Consider the following 15,044-nt stretch of genomic DNA (forward strand, 5'->3'; position numbering starts at 1 on the left):
AAGCACTTGCATGTCCGACACTGTTCTGATCATCGATTTCGGCAGCCAGGTCACCCAGCTGATCGCCCGCCGGGTACGAGAGGCAGGCGTCTATTCCGAGATCGTGCCGTTCCAGTCGGCGGAAGCAGCTTTTTCGCGCATCAAGCCGCGCGCCGTGATCCTCTCCGGCAGCCCGGCAAGCGCCCTGGACATGGGCTCGCCGCGCGCGCCCCAGGCGATCTTCGATGCGGGCCTGCCGGTGCTTGGCATCTGCTATGGCGAGCAGACGATCTGCGCTCAGCTCGGCGGCAAGGTCGAAGGCGGCCATCACCGGGAATTCGGCCGGGCTTTCCTCGAGGTCAGGGACGATTGCCGCCTGTTCGACGGCGTGTGGCGCAAGGGCGAGCGCCATCAGGTCTGGATGAGCCATGGCGACCGGGTGACGGCCATTCCGGAAGGTTTCCGTGTGGTGGGCACCTCCGACGGCGCGCCTTTCGCCGCCATTGCTGATGACGAGCGACGCATCTACGCGGTCCAGTTCCATCCAGAGGTGGTGCACACCCCGGATGGGGCCAAGCTGATCGCCAATTTCGTGCATCAGGTGGCCGGCATAAAGGGCGACTGGTCAATGGCCGCCTTCCGCGAGGCTGCGGTGCAGCGCATCCGCCGCGAAGTGGGCGAGGGCCGCGTGCTCTGCGCTCTGTCCGGCGGTGTCGACAGCTCGGTTGCCGCCATCTTGATTCACGAAGCAATCGGCGAGCAACTGACCTGCGTTTTTGTCGATCATGGCCTCATGCGGCTCAACGAGGCGCAGGAAGTGGTCTCCATGTTCCGCGACCACTACAATATTCCCCTCATTCACGTGGACGCCTCTGACCGCTTCATCGGCGCGCTGGAGGGTGAGGCCGATCCCGAGGTCAAGCGGAAGACCATCGGCCGGCTGTTCATCGAGGTCTTCGAGGAACAGGCAAAGAAGCTGGGCGGGGCTGATTTCCTGGCCCAGGGCACCCTTTACCCCGATGTGATCGAGAGCGTCTCCTTCCACGGCGGCCCCTCGCAGACCATCAAATCCCACCATAATGTCGGTGGTTTGCCCGAGCGCATGAACATGAAGCTGGTCGAGCCACTGCGCGAGCTGTTCAAGGACGAGGTGCGCGCGCTTGGCCGCGAGCTCGGCCTGCCGGAGCGGTTCGTCGGCCGTCATCCCTTTCCCGGGCCGGGGCTGGCCATCCGCTGTCCCGGCGGGGTCACCCGCGAGAAGCTCGACATCCTGCGCCAGGCGGATGCCATCTATCTCGATGAGATCCGCAAAGCCGGCCTTTATGATGCGATCTGGCAGGCCTTTGCCGTGCTTCTGCCGGTGCAGACGGTGGGCGTCATGGGCGATGGCCGCACCTATGAGAGCGTCCTGGCGCTCAGGGCCGTGACCTCGACCGATGGCATGACGGCGGATTTCTACCATTTCGACATGGACTTCCTGGGCCGCACCGCCACGCGCATCATCAACGAGGTGCGCGGCGTCAACCGCGTCGTCTATGATGTGACGAGCAAACCGCCGGGAACAATCGAGTGGGAATGATTCAGGCCCATCCGAACGCCGCCCATTTTACGCCAGAGTGCGACGTAAGACGCTGAAATAAAATAATTTTCGTGACTGGGCCTATCGATACCTATCAGTGGGCATAGATCGCATGTACCGTCACGGCCGACGGCCCTTACCCATATTGATCCTGCTGTTTTTGAAACCGTCATAGCTTAGTCTGCACAGCGTCGCGGCCGAACTCCATCGGAAAGACCCTTAGCGCCCGGCCAACAAGGGCCAGGTAAAGCGCAGGTATGGTAAGCGTGAGTTTGGCCACGGTGTCTCCTCGGCGCCTGCTCAAGCTTAGTCCAACCTCACCGTTTCCATTGCAACCGCGATCGCGGTGGCGGCCGGGAGGGGAGCAGTTCGAGGAGCCGCTTCGGGAAGGGATCACTCAGCGGTGAGATGATGAAAGTCTATGAGTTAACCCTCGCCGACGGACAGGAATGGACCATGCCGAAGGTGCTGGAGGATAATCATGTGCTGTCGGATCTTCGCGGGCAGCATCAACTTCACTGGACCCCTATCGGAATGGACCTCCTCACTGAGGACGACAAGGGTACGCCACGGGGATATTCTGATTTTCCATGGTATGGGTCGCATGTCCTCATTCTTCGCTCCGACGCGGCCGACAGCCTGCGCGAGATAATGAGGCCATATGGTGAGTTCTTGCCGCTGAAGGGCGGTGATGGACTGGAGCTATTTAACGCGACGACCGTCTTGGATGCGCTAGACGAAAATCGGTCGAAAATCATACGCTTCGACGACGGCGATATCCTGAACATTGAGCGCTATGTGTTTCGCCAGGAAGCTGTTGGGAATCAGCTCATCTTCAAACTGCCCTACCGAGCATCGAACTTGTATATGCAGGCCGGATTCATTGACCAGATCAAGGACATGGGGTTTTGTGGAATTGGGTTCAAACTCGTGTGGAGCGATGAGACTCACCCGGTGCGTGAGGTCATTTTTCCGCCTCGCGACCGGCGCTTTAGAAAAAGACATTCGTGGTGGCGCTGATCCCGAAGAGCAATCGCATGCGCGCGCTGGGGGCGCTGCGAGCCGGGTTTGCTGGGTGGGAGACGTGCGTCGTTCCACCCCGAATGAACTCATCGCTGGCAAAGACCAAGTTCACTGCGGCTTTGATTTGGTCCGATATTGCGTTCCCTCTGGAGCCCAGAACAGCATGCCGTTCTCCGCAATTTCCAAATGATCTGAGAGCCCGCGCTTACGAAGTTCGCTCCGCACGCCTTCAACGCCCTCAGTGGTCTCGATGACGTAGCCCTCCGCGAGCACGTCGCCGTAATGTTTCTCGGTATTTTGTCGAGCTAACGCGACGATATCACCGGGAGTCCCAGCAATAGACCAGACATGCACGTCCTGGTCTATCGCATAAGTCTTGATACGCCAGGCCCCGCGATCTGTTGCCAGAAACTGAATTGTATCAAAGGCCCCTTCAGTCGCATCGGCCTCGGTGTTGTCGAGATAGCTGCTCTGTGTTGTAAGGAAAAATATTACGAGGGCTATCTTCATGTTTCTCGATTTCTCATTTGATTGGCCCGCGAGGCTGCCCTGTCCGTTAGGAATATTCAAGAGTCTGGAATGGGCCGCGGGTCTCTGGCAAGGCACGTTCCCCACGTTAATCAGGCCTATTAGCGCAGCGAGCGGGGAGTCCCCTCCAGGGATGCTGGCGCACCCTCTCGCTCGAGATCGACCCCGTATATCAAACGGATCGGCTGCAGCGGAGAGTCCTTTCAACGTGCCCCAAAGTCCGATTCAAGTGTAAAGTCATAATTCGCCTACTGGATTAACGGTGCGATCTTGTAAACAACTTCCTATGCAAGACACGACCAAATCGCAGGCCGGAAGCAGACAGGAAGAGCGGACCGATTCGACGATTGCCGTCTCTGCCGTTAAGCTCGCCGCGGCCGACCTGAACAACCTCATGCGGGCGCTTGAGATCGATGTCGTCGCGCTCACCGAGATGCTGATTCCATCGGACTATCGCGCCGAGATGGGGACGATGGACGCGCCGGCGATCCATTACACAATCAGTGGCAGGGGACGAATCTCGATCGGCAATGGGCCTTGGATGTCGCTCGAGCCTCATCTGCTCATTATCAAGCCTCCGAATACCCCGTTCACGATTGAAGTCGACGGACCCACCGGCCAGAAGAGGCTCATCTCCCGCGATTGCTGGAGGCAGCATGATGGGGTATTGCGCATCGGAATACCCAACGAACAACCAGAGGTCATCCAGATCTGCGGCTTCTTCAACGCATCCTTCGGGCAATCCGTCGGCTTGTTCCGCGAATTGCGAGAGCCTGTGGTCGAGAAATTCGAGCCGACCGACAAGATCGACCTGAAGCTTCGCGAAGCGATCGAGGAGCTTTGCGCTCAGGAAATCGGCATGGGCGCCATGACGGCGTCCCTGCTGAAGCAGGTCATCATCGCCCTGGTGAGGCGGTCGATGAAATCCTCCCGCAGCTGGACTGATCGCTTTTCGATTCTCACGGACCGGCAGATCACGCGTGCATTCGCCGACATGGTGGCGCGTCCGGGGGCCGCCCACACGGTTCAGAGCCTGGCGCATAGCGCGGGTCTCAGTCGGTCGGCATTCATGGCGCGGTTCTCGGCGATCTTCGGCCGTTCGCCCATGGTGATCCTTCGCGACCTCAGGATGCGGCAGGCGGCGCTCGAGCTTACGACGACGTCAGCCCCCATCGAGGTTGTGGCCTACAACGCCGGCTACGAAAGCCGGTCGAGCTTCGTGCGCGCTTTCCGCAAAGCCTACGAGGTTGATCCCAGCCAATACCGGCAGCGCATGAAGAACGGTGAGGGTGATAAGGGCACTTGAGCCCAAACACCGCGCGTCCGCGCCATCTCTCCCCGCAGGCATGCCTCAAGCAAGAACTTGAGACGCGGTTTCGCGATTCAACGGAAAGCGGAACGCTCTAGCCACGTTCGTGCACGGTTGTGCACTGATCCGACGCTGGGCAGCTCTGGAATCCCGAATGCGTGTCCGCTCGTCCAGGGACGCCTGACGCGGGTTTCGTCGCGCCGGCACCAGTGGCAACGTGCTTTTCAGATGTAGCGCTTTTGCGCGCAGCGTGAGCGGCATCGACATCACAGGTGCGCGGTAGCGCCAGCAATAGTTGACGGTGACATCCAATGGAGCTCCACCAGGTTCAGCCCCTTCTAGCGGTTACAAGCACGCTGAACTTCACGCGTGCGCCCTGTTTTAGCTCGTCTGCAATGTAATTCCCAAGATGACGAGCTACGACACACAGGCAGGTGGACGATGAAGGCAATCATTGTGACGGACCAGGCCGCGGGATTGGCTGGGATGAAGCTGGTGGAGCGGCCCGAGCCGCAGGCAGCGATAAACGACGTCGTCGTTCAGATTTATGCATCGGGATTCGTCCCGACCGAGATGGAGTGGCCCTCGACCTGGACCGATCGCGCCGGCCGTGACCGAACACCGTCGATCCCCGGCCACGAGCTGGCCGGAGTGGTCACCGCCCTCGGCTATGGTACGACGGGACTGTCGGTCGGACAGCGGGTGCTCGGCCTCGCCGACTGGTATCGCGACGGCACCCTGGCGGAGTATACGGCCGTCGAGGCACGTAACCTCGCGCCGCTGCCGGGCGACGTCGAGTTCACGGCGGGTGCGAGCCTGCCGATCTCGGGGCTCACCGCGTGGCAGGGCCTCTTCCAACACGGCCGTCTTCAGGCGGGGCAGAGCGTCCTCGCGCACGGCGCGGCCGGCGCAGTCGGGACGATGGTGACGCAACTCGCGCGCGAAGCCGGCGCGTATGTCATCGGCACCGGACGCGCGGCCGACCGTCAGAAAGTGCTCGACTACGGTGCGCAGGAGTTCGTCGACCTTGACAACGACGCGCTGGAAGACGTCGGCGGCGTCGACCTGGTGTTCGATGTCATCGGCGGCGACATCGGCAAGCGGTCCGCAGGCCTGATTCGAGCCGGAGGAACACTGGTGTCGGTCGTTGGGCCAGTCCAGGCGCGCCCCGCCGATGGCTTGGCGATCGACTTCGTTGTCGAGGCCGATCGTGCCCAATTGAGTGAGATCGTCCAACGGGTGCGGGACGGACGGCTGCGGCCGAATATCGGCAACGTCTCGACCCTCGACAAAGCTGTCGCCGCCCTCAACTCGACCGAACGGCGGGCCGGGAAGACGGTCATTCGCGTTCGTCCGTGAACGACACCCACCTATCGATGCACGCGGCCGGTGCTCTCCAGATCGGCCGGCAATTCAACCTATCCCTTCACTCACAGGAATCACCCATGACCAATGGCGTCATCGAATGCATCTTGAGCCGAACCGCCACCAAGTACTACGACCCTGCCGCCACCTTGAGCGACGATCAGATTCGGGAGTTGGTCCGAATCGGCACCACTGCGCCGACCTCCTTCCACTTGCAGAACTGGCGCTTCATCGCCGTGCGAACGCGGGAAGCCAAGGCTCGTCTACGTCCGATCGCGTGGGATCAGCCTGCGATCACGGAAGCAGCCGTGACCTTCATCGTCATCGGCCAGTTGGCTGATTCCAGCGTAGTGCCGGAGCGCCTGGCACCGGTGGTGGAAGCGGGCATCATGCCGGCAAAGATGGTGCCGGAATGGGAAATCCCCGCCCGCGGTCTGTATCAGGATTTCCCGCAGCGCCAGCGCGATGAAGCGGTGCGCACCGCCACATTCGGCGCAGCAGCGATGATTTATGCGGCTCGCTCATGGGGCTTGGGTTCGACGCCGATGATCGGTTTCGATGACAAAGCGGTGCACCGCGAGTTCGGACTGGCCGAGGATGAAGTGCCCGTGATGCTGCTGTCCGTGGGTGCAGAGCGTCCGGGCAACTGGCCGCAAAAGCCCCGCCGTCCGGTGGCCGATGTGCTGGATCTCGTGTGACTGTCAGTAAATCAGTATTGCGGAGACTAGAATGCCAAGAGCTACAGCTCTGAAGCCCGACCAGGTGCCGGCGCATTCCAAACCGACTCTCGATGCGTTCACCAAGAGCATCGGGTTCACCCCGAATATGATGGCGACATTCGCGCAGAGCCCGATCGCGTTCAACGCCTGGGCCACCTTGCTCGGCTCTTTGAGCAAGGCGCTCGACGTGAAGACGCGTGACAGCATCGGCCTTGCTGTTTCCGAAGTGAATGGCTGCAACTACTGCCTGACGGTTCACAGCTTCACGGCCGAGCATATGGCCAAGCTGCCGGCCAATGAAATCATGCTTGCTCGGAAGGGTCATGCGAGCGATCCCAAGCGCGATGCCGCGGTCCAGTTCGCACGCAAGGTCATCGAGACCCGCGGCAAGGTCAGTGATGCCGACGTGAAGGCGGTCCGCGATGCCGGCTACACGGATGCGAACGTCATGGAGATCGTCGCGCTGGTGGCCATGTATTCTCTGACGAATTTTTTCAACAACGTGTTCGATCCCGAGCAGGATTTTCCCGCCGTTGCGCCGGCTGGCTCGGTCTGAGCCCCAGAGGATTGCAGTGAGGATCTCCGAAGGTGAGAGATTTCATGTGAACGCCGTTGCTTCGGGAAATATCGACGCCGATGCACGCGCCTGAAAATCACGAAGCGCTCGGCGCCTTCTCGCCTATCGGACGCATGAGTGAACATGTGATATCGCCATCCTGTTTCGGCTCTGCACCGTTTATCACCGGAGAGAGTCTGCACATCGACGGTGGGCAAAGCGCCGGCCGCTGAGATGCGACATCACACGTAGGAGGAAGAAAGTGACGCTCGATCATCCAATTTTCGCGCGTTGGCCGGCGCAGTACCCTGATCGGCTCCAGCTCTTTTCTCTGCCGACGCCCAACGGCGTAAAGGTCGGCATCATGCTGGAGGAAACGGGCCTCGCCTATGAGCCGCATCGGATCGACATCATGGCGGCCGAAAATCACGACCCGGCCTTTCTCGCGCTCAACCCCAACGGCAAGATTCCCGCCATCTACGATCCCGACGGGCCGAGCGGCAAGCCGCTCGCGCTGTTCGAATCGGGCGCGATCCTCCTTTACCTCGCCGACAAGACGGGACGATTCATCTCGGCCGATCCGAACACCCGCTACGAAACGATCCAGTGGGTGATGTGGCAGATGGGCGGTGTCGGGCCGATGTTCGGCCAGGTCGGCTTCTTCAACAAATTCGCGGGCAAGGCCTATGAGGACAAGCGCCCGCGCGATCGCTACGCAAAGGAGTCCGCGCGGCTGCTTGGTGTCCTCGACGAACGGCTCGCCGGTCGCGACTGGGTGATGGGCGCCGACTATAGCATCGCCGATATTTCCCTGCTCGGCTGGGTGCGCAACCTGATCGGCTTTTACGAAGCGCGCGAGCTGGTCGGCTTCGATCGTTTTCTTCATGTGCAGGCGTGGCTCGACCGTGGCCTAGCACGTCCGGCAGTGCAGCGCGGGCTGGAGGTGACGGCGAGCTAGAGAGGGTCTGTGAAGAGCGAAGCGAGGGTATTTATGATTGAAATCACTGCCGACATGCAGGCGATCATCAAGCAGGCGATACTGTCTTTCGTTGCGACAGTCAACGAGGACGGAACGCCTAATCTTTCGCCGAAGGCGTCTTTGACGGTCGCGAACGGTACTCTCTACTTCGCCGATATTGCATCGCCCCAGACGATACAGAACCTGAGGCGCAGCCCCTTCATCGAAATCAACGTGGTCGATATCTTTCAGAGACGCGGTTATCGATTTAAGGGCCGTGCTTCGATACTGCCGCCAGGTGATGACGAGTATCTGATGATCGCCGACTGGGTTCGGGCGACGAACGGCCCCGAATACCCTGTCGATCACGTCGTTAGAATCGAAACCACTTCGATCAGCCCGCTGCTGTCGCCGGCCCATATCTTTGCCAGCCCTCCTCGCAGCCAGGACGAGATCAGCAACACCTACCATCAAAAATACGGTGTGAAACCCATCGGGTCATAGGCGCGGGGCTAGGGTTGGCTCTGCCGAAATGCGTCGGCCTCGGCCGTGGCTTTGTGCGTCCGGCAGTGCAGCACGGACTGGAGGTGACGGCGGCATGAAGAACAAAGATCAACCGATACTCAGAGTGAGAAAACTCATGAAGTTTCGAACCATGATCGCCGGCGCGTGCACTGCGCTCGCTATCTCGATGGCCGGCCCCGTCTTGGCCCGTGATGGCGAAGGGCAAACCGTTACGAAGAACTTCGAGGCGGCCATTCCCAATATCCCTGGCAAGTCGCTGATCGCCGTGGAAGTTGATTACCAACCCGGCGCAGCCTCTGCACCCCATACCCACGCCAAGTCGGCTTTCATCTACGCCTATGTGATCTCGGGCGCGATCGAATCGAAGGTGAACGACGGCGAGACGCGAATCTATACGGCAGGTGAGAGCTGGTCGGAACCGCCGGGTGCGACCCACTCCATCAGCCGCAACGCGAGCAAGACCGAGCCGGCAAAGCTGCTCGCTGTCTTCATCCTCGACGCCAATGACAAAGCACTGACCACGCCCATCAAATAATCCCCTGGACGCATCGGCCCCACCAAGGTTTGAGGTCTTGCATCGTGCAAGACCCGCGAGCCGCTATCAGGGAATGGCGGTGAAACTGCATTTCCCCCGAAGCACACTCAACTCAAAATGAGATTGGAAATGTCCAACCCTGTTCGTCTTCAAATCGCTGAAAGAGGCGCTGGCTCTCTCAATGTGCTGGCGCTGCTGAGATGGGCTTTGGTCGTTGTCTTTCTTTGGTTCGGCGGAATGAAGTTCACCGCATACGAAGCAGCCGGTATTGCACCGTTCATTGAGCACAGCCCGATCATAAGCTGGCTGCATGCCCTGTTCGGAGTTCAAGGGGCGAGCTACGTCATCGGGATAATCGAACTGTCGACCGCCGCTGCTCTCATCCTTGGGGCGTTTCAGCCCGTTTTTTCCGCATTGGGAGCGGCGATGTCCGCTGCGACCTATCTTATTACGCTCACCTTCTTCTTGAGCACCCCTGGCGTAGCAGAAGCGACGGCGGGCGGTTTTCCGGCGATCTCAGCGGCACCAGGCCAGTTCCTTCTTAAAGACCTTGTTCTGCTGGCCGCATCACTTTGCCTTCTCTCGGCCTCTGTACAAGGGCCATGGCTCAATGCTCGGAAGCCGTGACCAATTTCTATGACCAGAGCCGCGGTGTGCCGAGTGCGGCCACGTCGCTGGTTCATCTCGCGAAGAACCGGTGCACACGGGCCTCGACCGTCTGGACGCCCCATCCGGCGAAAAGGCCGATCGCATTTGCCAAGGCCAGTTGCGCAAGGGAGTCCAGTTGCGCTGCCATGATCTTCCTCCTTTCGTCCTGGCTTTGCGTTGGTGAGGCTCAGTTCATGCCGCCATTGGCGTAGATGACCTGGCCATTGACCCAGCGCGTGCGTCCGGCCAGGAACGAGACCACCTCGGCGATATCGGCGGGCGTTCCGAGCCGCTCGAGCGGGTTGAGCTTGGCGAGCCGATCGATGGTGGCCTCGTCCTTGCCATTCAGGAAGAGGTCCGTGGCCGTCGGGCCAGGCGCGACGGTGTTGACCGTGATGTCCCGGCCACGCAGCTCACGGGCGAGGATCATGCCGATGGCTTCGACCGCCCCCTTGCTGGCGGCATAGGCGGCATAGCCCGGGAGCCCCTGGCGCTCGGCCGAGGTCGAGACATTGATGATGGCACCGCCGTTGCGGACGTGCCTGGCGGCGAACTGATCGACAATGAACGTGCCGCGCACATTTATCCTGTGCATGCGGTCGAATGCATCGAGGTCGAATTCGGCGACCGGACCCAGCACCATGATGCCGGCGCAGCTCACGACGACGTCGATGCCGCCGAACTCGCGCGTCGCGGTATCGAACATGGCCGCGACGGCCGCTTCGTCGGCCACATCCGCCTGCATGGCGATGGCTCGTCCACCCGCAGCCTTGATGGACTCGATCGTCTGCTGGGCCTCTGCCGCCTGACTTGCATAGTTGACGACAACGGCGAAGCCATCATGGGCCAGCCGCTCTGCGATGGCCTTGCCGATCCCGCGTGACGCGCCCGTGACGATCGCCGTCCTTCCATCATTGGTCATGATGTTGCTCCTTCTCTCTCTGGCAACAAATTGCGCTGCCGCTGGAGCTGCGTTCTAACTCTTGATCATGCATTATCAGAATGCATACTGGTCAGGCTTTGAATGACTGAAAGTTTGCCTTATGGCCTTCGACTCGCGGCTCCTGAGCGGGATCGGCGTTCTCTCGGCGGTGATCGAGGCCGGCAGCTTCGTGCGGGCCGGTGAGGCCCTCGGCCTTACGCAACCCGCTGTGAGCCGGGCGGTCGCGCGCCTCGAAGCGCGGATCGGGATCCGCATCTTCAATCGCACCGCGCGGTCCATCACACTCACCGACGAAGGCCGGCGGTTCTACAAAGCCGTCGCACCACACCTGTCCGGTATCGAGGAAGCAGCGGTTCTCGCGGCTGGAACCAGAGCCGTGGTGCAGGGGCGGATGCGGGTCAATGTGGACGGAGCATTCGGCCATTACATACTTGCTCCGAACCTCGAAAGATTTCTGTCCCGATATCCCGATCTCTCGGTCGAGGTGAGCGTCAGGGACCGGATGGGCGATCTCGTCGCGGACGGGTTCGATCTGGCAGTGCGCTTCGGTGTCCCGGATCCCTCGGCGCTCATCGGGAGGCTACTGCTCGAGACGCGCGTGATTACCTGCGCATCGCCCGAATACGTGGCGCGTCGTGGCGCGCCAGCGCATCCGAAGGATCTTGAGCAAGGGCACGAATGCGTGCTCCTGCGCGATCCGAGCACAGGGCGTCACTTCGACTGGGAATTCGTGAAGGGCGACGCGGCCGTCCCGATAGCGGCCAAAGGACATCTTCAAGTCAATGACACGGGAAGCCTGTTAGGTGCCTCCCTGGGCGGGCAGGGGATAGCGCAACTGCTTGAGCTTTATGCGCGCGACATGCTTGCCGATGGCCGTCTCGTGCAGATCCTTCCCGATTGGTCGGACGAGACCTTTCCGCTTTATGCCTTTTATCACTCGGCCAAGCCTGTCCCCGCAAAGGTGCGGGCCTTCCTCGACTTTGTCCTCGAATTGGTGTGATGGACGGCGCCGATGCCGGGCCCGCCGCTACGGCTCCTGCCGCTCATCGCGCGCTTTTTCCCCGCGCGCACTCCTCGCAGAAGCAGGTTGCACCGAGCCCTCCGTAAACAGCCCATGGCTGATCAGCTTCATGTAAGCCGTCTGAACAGTGTCGGGCACCTCGGCATTGGCATAGCGCAGGCTCAGATAGGAACGCGCGGCCAAGAGGATATAGGCGATCGGCTCGAGCTCCTCATCGGTGAAGTCATTGAGCTCCCCGCGCCGCTTGGCTCTCCGCAACGCGCGAATATATCCCTCGCCAAGTGTTTCCACATGGCGCCGGAACACGGTGGGGACGAAAACCTCGGCCTCGTTCAGGATCCGATAGAATTCCGGATGCAGCCTGAGAAAGTCGAACCATGCTTCGAGCCTCGCCTCTTCTCTTGCAAGTCCCCCCGGGACCGGTGCGACTTTCTCGGTGACATGCGCAAGCAGCAGCTGGCCCAATGCCGGCAGCAGCTGCTCGAAGAGTTCTTGGCGGGATTCGAAGTAATTATAGAAGGTGCCGTGGGCGACATTGGCCGCTTGCGTAATCTTGCTGATCGACGCGTCCGCATAACCGTAGCGGCCGACCACCCGCGCAGCAGCCAGAAACAGAGCCTGCCGAATGGCCTCCGACCGCTCGGCGCGGTTCTTGCGCGGCCGCCGTGGCTGTCTTCTTGCCTCCACCCCCGTAAATCCTTTCATCGACGCGAACCACTGGCCTAAAGCACGTGATCATTGGCTGAGCAACTTGTTGGCTGTGGCTCAAAGGTCAAGCCTTATCCGCCGCAACGCCACATTATTGACAAGTCCCGCCGGCCTTGGCAATGATTGATGACCCACGAGTCATCAATCAGATAACGAAGCACAGGGGCGTGGTGAGGAAATTGCCAGGAACAGGGGATACCCTTGGCCGGCCGCGGCTGCAGGCTTGGCAAGGGGACGTGCAAACCGGAGTGCTATGGTTGGCCATAGCCGCCCTGTTGATGTTCATCGCGCCGCGCCTTTTATCGGACTATCAGCTCTACACGCTGAACTTGGCCCTCGTGAACGTGCTGCTGGCGGTGGGTCTCAATCTCGTCATCGGCGTGAGTCGGCAATTCGCCTTGTTCACCGGCGCGCTGTTCGGTATCGGCGCCTATGCATCGGCGCTCTGCCAGCTCCACTACGGCTTTTCATTCATCGAGGCTTTGCCCGTGGCCATAGGCGCGGCAACGCTTGCCTCGGCCGCAACGAGCCTCGTCGCCTGGCGGGCTGGCGGGCTCTACCTCGCCATGATTACATTCGGTTTCGGCGAGATCTTCCAATTCATCCTCGTCCATGCCGATCAGCTGACGAACGGCCCTGATGGGCTTGCCGTGCCGCGACCGGTCATTGCGGGCACGTCCTTCGCATCGCCGGCCGATCTGTTTCTGCTGTTCCTGCCGATCACCGCCGTCGCAATCTATCTCTACCGTGTGATGGAGCGGGGCCGCCTTGGCCGCATGTTCGTGGCGCTCGGTGATTCGGAGACGGCCTTGGCGAGCATCGGCTATGATCCGCGGATGGCCAAGACGATCGCCTTTGCGATCCAGGGGGCCTATGCCGGACTGGCCGGCGCCTTCTTTGCCGCTGTGGTCGGCTTCATCGATCCCTATTCCTTCGGCCTCGACGTGACCTTGCAGCAGCTCACCGCCATTGCGGTGGGTGGCTTCGGCAGTCTCACCGGGGCAGTGCTCGGCGGTGTGGTCCTCACCCTCATCGATCGTGTCCTCATCGACTTCCCGGGCCTGCGCGAGCTTGGTTATGGCCTGTGCCTCCTCTTCGTCTTTCTGGTGTTTCCAGGCGGGCTCGCAGGAATCCTCTCCCGGGGCAGGAGCAAGCGATGACGGATCTCCTGGAGATGCGCGACGTCTCGGTGCGCTTCGGTGGCCTTGCCGCGGTCTCGAATGCAAGCCTCACCATCGCCCCGCGGGAAGTGCATGCGCTCATCGGCCCGAATGGCGCCGGCAAGAGCACGGTCATCAACTGCATTTCCGGATTTCAGCGCCTTGCCGCGGGCGAGCTCTTTCTGAACGCGGTACCCTTGGCGCATATGGCCCCCTCGGCGGTCGCGCGCCGCGGCATCGCCCGCACCTTTCAGACCCCACAGCTGTTCGGCCGCTTGAGCGTCGCCGACAATATCCGCGTCGCCCATCAGCGGCTGAACCGTGCCGAAACGGGCGTAGCTCCGCTCAGCGTCGAGGAGCTGGTGAGGCTGGTCGGGTTGAGCGGAAGCGAAGATGTGCCCGCTGAGCGCCTGGCCTATGGCCAGCAGCGTCTGCTGGAAGTGGCGCGCGCCTTGGCCACCGCACCGCGACTGCTCCTGCTCGATGAGCCCGCCGCGGGACTAAGCAGCGAAGAGGTCGATCGGCTCGCGAGCCTCGTCCGCATGATCGCGGGCGAGCTTGGAATTTCGGTGCTATTCGTCGAGCACAACGTGCCGCTCGTACGCCGCATCGCTGATCGCATCACCGTCATGAACCACGGCCTCGTCATTGCGGCGGGCGCACCGGAGGACGTGCTGGCCGATCCCGCCGTGATCACCGCCTATCTCGGCACCGCCGCGGTGGAGCATTAGCCATGTTGCAGGTCGAGAGGATCGAGATCGCCTATGGGGCCGCAACCGCGATCCGGGACGTGTCCTTCACCGTGCCGCCAGGCCAGGTGACGGCGCTGCTCGGTGCGAATGGTGCGGGAAAGACCACCATCATGCTCGGCCTGTCGGGCCTCTTGCCGGTGAAGGCCGGCCGTATCCTCTTCGACGGGGTGCCCCTCGAGACCCGCGACAGCGAGCAGCGTCTAAAGCTCGGCATCGCCCAGGTTCCGCAAGGCCGGCAGGTCTTTCCCGAGATGACGGTCATGGAAAACCTGGAACTCGGCGCTTTCGTGCGACGTGATGCTGAGATTACGACGGACCTCGCCCGTATATTGGACCTCTTTCCCCGCCTGGCCGAACGCGCCGGCCAGTTCGCCGGCACCTTGTCCGGTGGCGAGCAGCAGATGCTGGCGATCGGGAGAGCCCTCATGGCCCGCCCCAAGCTGCTGCTTTTGGATGAGCCCTCCTTAGGGCTCGCGCCCTTGGTTGTCGACATGGTCTACGAGGTCATCGGGCGTCTGGCCACCGAAGGCCTGTCGATCCTGCTCGCAGAACAAAATGTGACGAAGGGCCTATCGGTCGCAACCCAAGGCTTCGTCCTCGACCATGGCGCGGTGATCGCCGGCGGCCCGGCCCAGGGGCTCGCCACCACTGATTTCGTACGGAAGGCCTATCTGGGTTAGCTGGCCCTGCGCTCGCAGTGGCCTCGAATGTTTCGACGCGAAGGAGATTTCAGAGG

General features: G+C 61.3%; 17 protein-coding genes. 14 read left to right on the plus strand and 3 right to left on the minus strand.

Annotated elements, in window-relative coordinates; all coding sequences use genetic code 11:
* Positions 1–10 precede the first annotated feature (10 nt).
* Positions 11–1,558, plus strand: coding sequence for a glutamine-hydrolyzing GMP synthase (gene guaA, locus RCF49_RS19465; protein WP_342641442.1), 1,548 nt, complete (start codon positions 11–13; stop codon positions 1,556–1,558).
* Between the two features lie 408 nt (positions 1,559–1,966).
* Positions 1,967–2,578 (plus strand): imm11 family protein, encoded by a 612-nt coding sequence (locus tag RCF49_RS19470; protein ID WP_342641443.1) that lies wholly within the window; start codon positions 1,967–1,969, stop codon positions 2,576–2,578.
* A 111-nt stretch (positions 2,579–2,689) separates the two neighbouring features.
* Here the strand turns inward: RCF49_RS19470 and RCF49_RS19475 are convergent, their stop codons facing one another.
* The gene (locus tag RCF49_RS19475) at positions 2,690–3,091 is read right to left on the minus strand and encodes a hypothetical protein (RefSeq protein WP_342641444.1); all 402 of its coding nucleotides are present in this window, start codon (positions 3,089–3,091) and stop codon (positions 2,690–2,692) included.
* A 304-nt stretch (positions 3,092–3,395) separates the two neighbouring features.
* Here RCF49_RS19475 and RCF49_RS19480 point away from each other — a divergent pair, with 304 nt between their 5' ends.
* From RCF49_RS19480 to RCF49_RS19515, 8 genes are all read left to right on the plus strand, one after another.
* Positions 3,396–4,415 carry an AraC family transcriptional regulator gene (locus RCF49_RS19480; protein ID WP_342641445.1) on the plus strand — a complete coding sequence of 340 codons (1,020 nt, stop codon included), beginning with the start codon at positions 3,396–3,398 and terminating at the stop codon, positions 4,413–4,415.
* Between the two features lie 444 nt (positions 4,416–4,859).
* Positions 4,860–5,777 (plus strand): NADP-dependent oxidoreductase, encoded by a 918-nt coding sequence (locus tag RCF49_RS19485; RefSeq protein WP_342641446.1) that lies wholly within the window; start codon positions 4,860–4,862, stop codon positions 5,775–5,777.
* Between the two features lie 86 nt (positions 5,778–5,863).
* Positions 5,864–6,481 carry a nitroreductase family protein gene (locus RCF49_RS19490; RefSeq protein ID WP_342641447.1) on the plus strand — a complete coding sequence of 206 codons (618 nt, stop codon included), beginning with the start codon at positions 5,864–5,866 and terminating at the stop codon, positions 6,479–6,481.
* Between the two features lie 31 nt (positions 6,482–6,512).
* The gene (locus RCF49_RS19495; RefSeq protein WP_342640262.1) at positions 6,513–7,058 is read left to right on the plus strand and encodes a carboxymuconolactone decarboxylase family protein; all 546 of its coding nucleotides are present in this window, start codon (positions 6,513–6,515) and stop codon (positions 7,056–7,058) included.
* Between the two features lie 262 nt (positions 7,059–7,320).
* Positions 7,321–8,016: a glutathione S-transferase N-terminal domain-containing protein gene (locus RCF49_RS19500; RefSeq protein WP_342641448.1), complete on the plus strand. Its 696-nt coding sequence runs from the start codon at positions 7,321–7,323 to the stop codon at positions 8,014–8,016.
* Positions 8,017–8,049: 33 nt separating this feature from the next.
* On the plus strand, positions 8,050–8,520 hold the full coding sequence (locus RCF49_RS19505) for a pyridoxamine 5'-phosphate oxidase family protein (RefSeq protein WP_342641449.1): 471 nt from the start codon (positions 8,050–8,052) through the stop codon (positions 8,518–8,520).
* 136 nt (positions 8,521–8,656) lie between these two features.
* Entirely contained in the window at positions 8,657–9,076 is a 420-nt protein-coding gene (locus RCF49_RS19510; protein WP_342641450.1) for a cupin domain-containing protein, read from the plus strand.
* Positions 9,077–9,205: 129 nt separating this feature from the next.
* On the plus strand, positions 9,206–9,703 hold the full coding sequence (locus RCF49_RS19515; RefSeq protein ID WP_342641451.1) for a YkgB family protein: 498 nt from the start codon (positions 9,206–9,208) through the stop codon (positions 9,701–9,703).
* A gap of 208 nt (positions 9,704–9,911) precedes the next feature.
* Here the strand turns inward: RCF49_RS19515 and RCF49_RS19520 are convergent, their stop codons facing one another.
* On the minus strand, positions 9,912–10,646 hold the full coding sequence (locus RCF49_RS19520; RefSeq protein ID WP_342641452.1) for an SDR family oxidoreductase: 735 nt from the start codon (positions 10,644–10,646) through the stop codon (positions 9,912–9,914).
* Between the two features lie 121 nt (positions 10,647–10,767).
* On the opposite strand from RCF49_RS19520, the gene RCF49_RS19525 reads away from it, so the two are divergent.
* Entirely contained in the window at positions 10,768–11,667 is a 900-nt protein-coding gene (locus RCF49_RS19525) for a LysR family transcriptional regulator (RefSeq protein WP_342641453.1), read from the plus strand.
* Positions 11,668–11,694: 27 nt separating this feature from the next.
* Here the strand turns inward: RCF49_RS19525 and RCF49_RS19530 are convergent, their stop codons facing one another.
* Positions 11,695–12,393 carry a TetR/AcrR family transcriptional regulator gene (locus RCF49_RS19530; RefSeq protein WP_342641454.1) on the minus strand — a complete coding sequence of 233 codons (699 nt, stop codon included), beginning with the start codon at positions 12,391–12,393 and terminating at the stop codon, positions 11,695–11,697.
* Between the two features lie 260 nt (positions 12,394–12,653).
* On the opposite strand from RCF49_RS19530, the gene RCF49_RS19535 reads away from it, so the two are divergent.
* From RCF49_RS19535 to RCF49_RS19545, 3 genes are read left to right on the plus strand one after another with little or no spacing between them, the layout of a single operon-like run.
* Entirely contained in the window at positions 12,654–13,556 is a 903-nt protein-coding gene (locus RCF49_RS19535) for a branched-chain amino acid ABC transporter permease (RefSeq protein WP_342641455.1), read from the plus strand.
* Positions 13,553–14,287, plus strand: coding sequence for an ABC transporter ATP-binding protein (locus RCF49_RS19540; protein WP_342641456.1), 735 nt, complete (start codon positions 13,553–13,555; stop codon positions 14,285–14,287). Before RCF49_RS19535 ends, RCF49_RS19540 begins: the two co-directional genes overlap by 4 nt.
* 2 nt (positions 14,288–14,289) lie before the next feature.
* Complete coding sequence (locus RCF49_RS19545) at positions 14,290–14,988, plus strand: ABC transporter ATP-binding protein (protein WP_342641457.1); 699 nt, start codon at positions 14,290–14,292, stop codon at positions 14,986–14,988.
* The last annotated feature ends 56 nt before the right edge of the window (positions 14,989–15,044 follow it).

It is taken from the genome of Rhodoligotrophos sp. CJ14 (genome assembly GCF_038811545.1).
Lineage (GTDB): Bacteria > Pseudomonadota > Alphaproteobacteria > Rhizobiales > Im1 > Rhodoligotrophos > Rhodoligotrophos ferricapiens.